Raw genomic sequence first — 4,740 nt, 5'->3', positions numbered from 1 at the left:
CCCGCGGCCGCCGCCCCGGCCCCGCCGCGCCCCACCCCGCCACCCGGGACCTGCGCCACCGCGCGGGGCGGGTTGCCGAACGGCGGGCCCCCCGGCCCGCCGGCCACCGCCGGCAGGGAAGCCGAGGTGCCCTTGAACGGCACATGCAGCATGGAAATGCCGGCCATGGCCTCGAAATAGGCGCCTGTCAGGTGCACCGACGAGCCCACGCCCGGCGAGGCGTAGGTCAGCTTCCGCTCCGGATTCTGGCGCGCGGCCTGGATGATGTCGGCCACCGTGCGGTACGGCGACTTGGCGCTGACGGCGATGACGTTGGGCGTGGTCGACACCAGGGCGATCGGCACGAAGTCGCGCGCCGGATCGAAGGTCATGTTGGCGTACAGGAAGGGATTGATGCTCTGCGTGCCGATGGTGCCCAGGCCCAGCGTGTAACCGTCGGCCTTGGCCCGCGCCACATAGGCCATGCCGATATTGCCGCCCGCCCCCGGCCGGTTCTCGACCAGCACCGTCTGTTTCAGGCCCGGCTCCAGCGCGCGGGCAATGGCGCGGCCGAACAGATCGGCCCCGCCGCCGGGCGGATAGGGCACGACCACGGTCACGGGATGTTCGGGATAGCCGGCGGCGGCGGCCGGCTCCGTCGCCACGGCCAGCGCCGCGATGGTGAAGGCGAATGCGGCCCGCAGGGCGCGCGCATGCTGTTGTCGCGTCATGAGTCTGTCTCCTTGAGGGCCTGTGGCCCTGCCCCCGCTTTGCCGCGGGTGTCTCATGCGCGCAGCCTGCCTGCGCGCCCGATACGCACATACAAAACCACTGCGAAACCACTTTGAACCAGGCCGGCCATGCCGCTTGACGCGCCCGCCGCCAAGCGCATGCCGTCCCGCGCCGGGGCGGCCCGGAGCCAGGCGACGGCAATCGGACGAATGCCGATGGATCAAAAGTACATAAATACGTACTATATTCATATAAACACGAAAAACCGACCGGAGACAAGCCCATGAAACGCTGGACCCGCCGGCCCGAGGGATCGACCTGGGGCGATTTCGGACCGGACGACGAGATCGGCCGCCTGAACCTGCTGACCGAGGAAAAAGTGCTGCAGGCCGTGCGCGAGGTGCGCGCCGGCAAGGTCTTCTGCCTGTCGCTGCCGCTGGACCTGCCAGGCGGCAACGTGCTCAATCCCCGCCGCCATCCGCCGGCGCTGGCGCCCACGCGCCGCGACGGCCAGCCTTATCTGAACTTCCAGATGTCGCGCCTGCAGGAAGGCGCGGTCGACGTGCTGTCGGACGACCAGGCCACGTTGTCGCTGCAATACTCCACGCAATGGGACGGCCTGAGCCACGTGGGCGCGCTGTTCGACGTGCAGGGCGACGGCCAGGCCCGGCGCGTGTACTACAACGGCTATGCCGCCGGCGTGGACGTGTTGGGCGGCGGCGATCCCGGCGCCGATGCGTGCTGCCCGCCCGGCGCCTCCTATGCGCGCCGGCTCAGCGTCAGCCGCTACGCGGAAAAAGGCATGCAGGGCCGTGGCGTGCTGCTGGACCTGGCGCGCGCCTTCGGCACCGGCCGCACGCCGGTCGGCCTGGCGCAGTTGCAGGCCGCGATGCACGAACAGCGGGTCGCGCTGGAACCCGGCGACATGCTGGTGCTGCGCACTGGCTTCGCCGAGGCGCTGGTGCAGATGGACGGCAAGCCCGACGCGCATCGCCTGGAACAGACCGGCGCGGTGCTGGACGGCGCCGACGCCGCGCTGCTGGACTGGATCACCGACAGCGGCGTGGCCGCGATCTGCGCCGACAACTACGCGGTCGAGGCCTATCCCGCGCGCACGTCCGGCCCCGGCCATTCGATCCTGCCGCTGCATCATCACTGCCTGTTCACGCTGGGCGTGCCGCTGGCCGAACTCTGGTACCTGAAGGATCTGGCCGACTGGCTGCACGCGCAGGGGCGCAACCGCTTCCTGCTCACCGCCCCGCCGCTGCGGCTGCCGGGCGCGGTCGGCTCGCCGGTGACGCCGATCGCCACCGTCTGATACCGCCGCCCTTCGGCCCACCGCCGGCGGACTTCCGCCCAACCCGCTACCGCGCCGGCCCGCCGACGCCCACCGAACCGCTTCGATGAACACCGTGCCCGTATCCACCGCTATTGCCGACACCTTCGCCGCGCACCTGGATGCGCTGGCCGCCGCCGATCCCGCGCGCGCCATGCTGATCGACCCGGACGGCGCCGTCAGCGCCGCCGAGCTGCGCGCGCGCGCCGCCGCGCTGGCCGCCGGCTTGAGTCGCCTGGGATTGCAGCCCGGACAGCGCGTGGCCATCTGGCTGCCCAACTGCGCCGCCTGGGTCGAGTCCTTCCTGGCCTGCGCGCGGTTGGGCGCGCTGGCGCTGGCGGTCAACACCCGTTTCCGCGCGCTGGAAGTGGCCGACATCCTGGGACGCGGCAAGGCCGACTGGCTGATCTTCTGGCCGGGCTTCAAGGGCATCGACTTCCAGGGCATCCTGGACGAGGTGCCGGCCGAGGCCCTGGCGCGGCTGCGCGGCGTGATCGCCATCGATGCCGCCCACGGCCGCATGAATGACGCGGCGCCAGCCGCGCCAACAACGCTCGATGCGCCAGCGGCCGCCACAGGACGCCACGCCCTGCCCCGGCATCGCTACGCCGAGCTGCGCGCCTGCGCCGACGCGCCGCCGCCCGCCCAGGCCAATGCCGGCGTGCTGTGCTTCACCACGTCCGGCACCACGTCGAAACCCAAATTCGTGCTGCACGACCAGCGCACCCTGCTGGCGCACGGCGCGGCGGTGGCGCGCGCGTTCGGCTACGGCCTGGCGACCCGCGTGCTGGCCAGCGCGCCGTTCTGCGGCGCCTTCGGCTTCTCCACGCTGGTCAGCGGACTGGCGCAAGGCGCGCCGGTGGTCTGCTCCCCGGTGTTCGACGCGGCGGCCTCGGCGCGCGAAATCCGCGAACACGCAGTCACCCATACCTACGCCAACAACGAGGCGCTGACTGGCATCATGCGCGCGGCCGCGCCCGGCGACCTGGCGTCGGCGCGGCTGTTCGGCTTCGCCAGCTTCACCCCGGCGCTGGACGGCATGCTGGAGCTGGCGCGGGAGCAGGACGTGCCGCTGACGGGCTTGTACGGATCGAGCGAACTCCAGGCGCTGGCCGCCGGCCAGCCGACGACCCCGGCCCGGGGCGATGTGTCGGCGCGCCTCTTGCCCGGCGGCGCACTGGTCCATCCCGAGGCGCGTGTGCGTGCCCGCGATCCGGACAGCGGCGCCGTGCTGCCGCTGGGGCAGTCGGGCGAATTGGAAATCCGCTCGCCCAGCCTGATGCTGGGCTACCTGGACAATCCCGAAGCCACCGCCCGCGCGTTCACGGACGACGGTTACTTCAAGACCGGCGACCTGGGCTATGCCTTGAGCGAGCAGCAGTTCGTGTTCCAGGCACGCATGGGCGACTCGCTGCGGCTGGCGGGCTTCCTGGTCAATCCGGCCGAGATCGAGCAGGTGGTCGAGTCGCTGCCCGGCGTCCGCGCCTGCCAGGTGGTGGGCGCGACGCGCGCGGACAAGACCGTGCCCTATGCCTTCGTGCTGCTGCAGCCGGGCGCGCGGGCCGACGCCGCCGGCTGGACCGCCGCCTGCAAGGCCGTGATGGCGGGCTTCAAGGTGCCCGCCGGCTTCACCGCGCTGGACGCCTTCCCGTCGATTGAAAGCGCCAACTCGGTGAAGATCCAGAAGCACAGGCTGCGCGAGATGGCCGAGGCCCTGCTCGCCACTCCCTGACCCGAACCCGCCAACGACCGACGCCCATGCCCGCGCCCAAGCTCTTCTCGCACAGCCCGCAGCCGCTTTACCTGCAGGCGGCCGCCCTGTTCCGCAGCCATATCCAGAACCGCAGTTGGCGGCCCGGCCAGCAGATCCCGCCGCTGGAAGCGCTGGTGGAAACCTACGGCATCTCGCGCGCCACCATCCGCCAGGCGCTGGGCCAGCTGGAGCAGGACGGGCTGATCCGCCGCTCGCGCGGCTCGGGCACCTTCGTCAACGCCGAGCTGCCCGAAACGCCCACGCTGCTGATCCCCAAGACCTGGGCCGAAACGGTCGAGCTGAGCAACCTGCTGGGCACCGTGTCGCTGGTGGAGGCCGAAGCCGGCCTGCCCCTGCCCGACCCGCTGGGCATGCCCTGCGACGCGGGCCGCGACGGCAGCTTCCAGTACCTGCGCCGCGTGCACACCACCGAGGCCGGCCCTTTCTGCTACAGCGAGGTGTTCCTGGCCAGCGCGCTGTTCCGCAAGCACCGCGCGCAGATCAACAAGAGCACCGTGGCGCCGGTGCTGGACCGCTACTACGGCGCGCGCCTGACGCAGGCGCGCCAGGTGCTCAACGTGATCGAGGCCGGGCAGGAGTCGGCCGAGGCGCTGCAGATTCCCGTGTCCTCGCCGGTGGCCGAACTGCGCCGCTATGCCTGCATCGACGACAACGTGGTGTATTACGCGCGGCTGGAGTTTCCGTTCCGCAAGGTGAGGATGGAATTCGACCTGCTGGCTGGCCGCTGAGACACGCGACTGAATGAATAACAGAGCGCCGCAGCAATCTGACCCAGGCGCCATACGAAGACCGACGACAACCGGCACCCAAGAGGAGACCCCTTCCATGAAGTCCCAACCGCAGTTCCGTCCGGCCGCGATCCTGCGCCGGCCGCTCCCCCGCCTGTGCGCCGCCCTGGCGCTGGCCACCGCCCCCACCC

The 4,740-nt window shown here is 71.2% G+C and carries 3 protein-coding genes and 1 pseudogene; 3 read left to right on the top strand and 1 reads right to left on the bottom strand.

From position 1 onward, the window contains the following. Window positions 1–710, bottom strand: a pseudogene (locus tag KDH83_RS29000) (tripartite tricarboxylate transporter substrate binding protein); the annotation flags it as partial. A 284-nt stretch (window positions 711–994) separates the two neighbouring features. Here KDH83_RS29000 and KDH83_RS28995 point away from each other — a divergent pair. From KDH83_RS28995 to KDH83_RS28985, 3 genes are all read left to right on the top strand, one after another. Next, entirely contained in the window at window positions 995–2,029 is a 1,035-nt protein-coding gene (locus tag KDH83_RS28995; RefSeq protein ID WP_212322175.1) for a cyclase family protein, read from the top strand. Window positions 2,030–2,114: 85 nt separating this feature from the next. Then, window positions 2,115–3,779: an AMP-binding protein gene (locus KDH83_RS28990; RefSeq protein WP_212322173.1), complete on the top strand. Its 1,665-nt coding sequence runs from the start codon at window positions 2,115–2,117 to the stop codon at window positions 3,777–3,779. 26 nt (window positions 3,780–3,805) lie between these two features. Next, window positions 3,806–4,549, top strand: coding sequence for a GntR family transcriptional regulator (locus KDH83_RS28985; protein WP_212322171.1), 744 nt, complete (start codon window positions 3,806–3,808; stop codon window positions 4,547–4,549). The last annotated feature ends 191 nt before the right edge of the window (window positions 4,550–4,740 follow it).

This window comes from Achromobacter sp. Marseille-Q0513 (assembly GCF_018195695.1).
Lineage (GTDB): Bacteria > Pseudomonadota > Gammaproteobacteria > Burkholderiales > Burkholderiaceae_B > Achromobacter.
Note: the sequence above shows the minus strand (reverse complement) of the source record. Positions and strands in the feature narration are given on the sequence as shown.

Excerpts from the sequence above, each read along its gene's own strand:
- KDH83_RS28995 (WP_212322175.1), top strand. The coding sequence starts at position 995 with ATGAAACGCTGGACCCGCCGGCCCGAGGGATCGACCTGGGGCGATTTC.
- KDH83_RS28990 (WP_212322173.1), top strand. The coding sequence starts at position 2,115 with ATGAACACCGTGCCCGTATCCACCGCTATTGCCGACACCTTCGCCGCG.
- KDH83_RS28985 (WP_212322171.1), top strand. The coding sequence starts at position 3,806 with ATGCCCGCGCCCAAGCTCTTCTCGCACAGCCCGCAGCCGCTTTACCTG.